The sequence below is a fragment of the Nocardioides sp. CPCC 206348 genome, assembly GCF_048654705.1.
Lineage (GTDB): Bacteria > Actinomycetota > Actinomycetes > Propionibacteriales > Nocardioidaceae > Nocardioides.
Genome location: NZ_JBMCZA010000230.1, coordinates 3,883 through 6,111, shown reverse-complemented (window position 1 = coordinate 6,111; position 2,229 = coordinate 3,883). Strand labels below are relative to the sequence as shown.

Here is a 2,229-nt window from a genome sequence, read left to right as displayed (position 1 = left end):
GGTACCGCGCAAGGGCGCGCACCACATGAGCGAAGGTCATCGTGGAAACCATGGCTGCGTACCGCAGTGCTTGGAGTTCCATGTGGCCGCCGTCAGCCGTGCGCTTCAACTCCACGACGACGAGCCGGCCCGTCTTGTCGAGACAGAGGAGATCGATCCTGCGCTGGACGCCCTCGAAGTCACCGAACTCCTCCGCCACGACGTAGAGATCGTCGCCGATGAGAGAGATGTGATCGCGCAGGGCAGCCTGGATGTGACTGCGCTCCTGAATGCCCGCGGCAGCGAATGTCGTCCGCTGAACCTTGACGAGTGACGTCGCGGTGACCGCGGCGTCGTGCTTCACATTGGTCATGTCGAACAGAGCCATCTCACCGTGATCCTTGCGTTGGACAATCCTCAGACATCATGCCCGGATCCGCTGCAAGGCAGCGGTGAAACCGGAGTTCGGTTGGGCTGACGGTAGAGCACCGCACACGGCCCGCAGCCCTTCTTCGAACGGCACGCCTCGCAGCATGGCGTACGCAATGCCGACCGTGGGGGTCCTGCTCTGCGCAGCCACGCAGTGCAAGAACACGACGTGCCCCTCGTCCCGTAGCGATGCCACCGTGCGGGCAGCATCAGCGAGGAGGAAGTCGAGGTTTGCGTTCGCCTTGGGGTCCGGCTGGTCGATCAGCCTGTAGACGACGTGCTCAACGTCGGGGCGGACTTGGTTGGTGCCGACCAGGCAGAGGCTGACTACCGCGGTGACCTCATTCGGCAGGTCGTCGAGGACGCCCGCGTCGCCGAGCCACACGCCGTCGTCGTACGGGTGCTGCACGAACGTCCGGTCGATTCCGTACGACGAGTAGTCGATGTGCCGGGCGACCGGCCAGTCGTAGATGCCAGGTCCCTTGTTGGCGGCCAGATACGCGAGCTCGACGAGTCGTTCACCGCGCAGCCCCGGGTAGCCGTGCAAGACGCGGCGCCACGCGGCGGGGACCGCGGATGCTCCCCACCGGGCACCGAGCAGCGCGCCGGCAATGGCCGCGACGGTGTCCGTGTCGTCGCCGATCGCGATCGCGGTGGCGAGCGCGTCACCGAACTGCCGGCACGCGAGACCGTCGGTCGGCACCGGCGTGTGGACGATCGCGGACCACGCCGCCTGGAAGGCAGCCACCACCCAACCGTTCGGATTGAAGTGACCGGGCTTCCGAGTCTCGGCATCGTCGATCCGTTTCGACCAGAACGCAGCACCCTCGTCGTCGAGTAGGTCGAGGCCGGCGCGGACGTCGTATTCGCCGTGCAGGATCGCGTGTCGGATCGCCAGCGACCAGAGCACGCACGCCTCCCCCGCCCGCGGGTCGTAGTGCGTCAGGGCGCTCATCTTGCGCGCCGCCTGGGCCACGGCATCGGGGTCGTCGAGGTGCGGCAGCGCGACAGCGGCGGTCCGCATCAGCGAGCCGTTGCCTGCAGTGTGGCCGGTGCGCTGGTGCAGGTCGTACGACGTCGCCAGCATCGTCGCGCTCGTCGGCTCGGGGCCGACTTCCCTGAGCACTCGACTCGTCTGGACGCCGATGTCGGAGGGACCCGTGTCGTACCAGTCACGGAACCGACGGGCGATCTGCGTGAGTGCCTCGTCGGTTCGCAGGTCGGCGCCGGACGCAGCGACGTCGGCGATGCACCACGCCATGGTCGTGTCGTCAGTCCACTCCCCCGGCGCGAAGTTGCCCAGGCCGCCGCCGATCATCGACGGTCCGTCGGGGCCCAGCCGAGCACTGCCGAACTCGTAGCCGGCGCCGAGTGCGTCGCCGACCGCCGATCCGAGGAGTGCGCCGCAAGCGCGGTCGAGCTGTGCTGAGGTGAGCTTGTCCATCAGGCAGTCCTTCCACCGACCCGGAGGGCCAGATCGTCGCGGGTCGTGGTCATCGCCGTCAGGAAGACATCGAGCATGGCATCGAGGTGGACAGGGACAAAGGGGAATCCTGGAACGAGAAGCCGCTGCCACACGGCTCGCTCGTGGAGTTCCCACTTCGCCCAGGCGTGGTCGCGGTTGAGGATGCCGATCTCCACGGCCGTGCCGCGGCGCGACCGCACCTCGTGCACGACCCGCGCCATGATCTCGATTGCAGGCTGGTCGGCCCGCACACGCACCCAGACCCTCTGGTTCATGTGCCCGAGGACGTAGTCACCGTCCTCGTCGATGAACGGCTCACCGTCGTACTTGTCCCGGATCACGCGGCCGACCAGTTC

The 2,229-nt window shown here is 67.4% G+C and carries 3 protein-coding genes; all 3 read right to left on the bottom strand.

Annotated elements, in window-relative coordinates:
- Nucleotides 1–367, bottom strand: a 367-nt coding sequence (locus ACOADB_RS26465; protein WP_378606050.1) for an endonuclease NucS domain-containing protein, incomplete at its 3' end; no start/stop codon positions are given.
- Nucleotides 368–403: 36 nt separating this feature from the next.
- Nucleotides 404–1,852 (bottom strand): ADP-ribosylglycohydrolase family protein, encoded by a 1,449-nt coding sequence (locus ACOADB_RS26460; RefSeq protein WP_378606047.1) that lies wholly within the window; start codon nucleotides 1,850–1,852, stop codon nucleotides 404–406.
- Nucleotides 1,852–2,229: T3SS (YopN, CesT) and YbjN peptide-binding chaperone 1 (locus tag ACOADB_RS26455; protein ID WP_378606044.1), on the bottom strand; the 378-nt coding region annotated here is incomplete at its 5' end. The genes ACOADB_RS26455 and ACOADB_RS26460, both read right to left, overlap by 1 nt.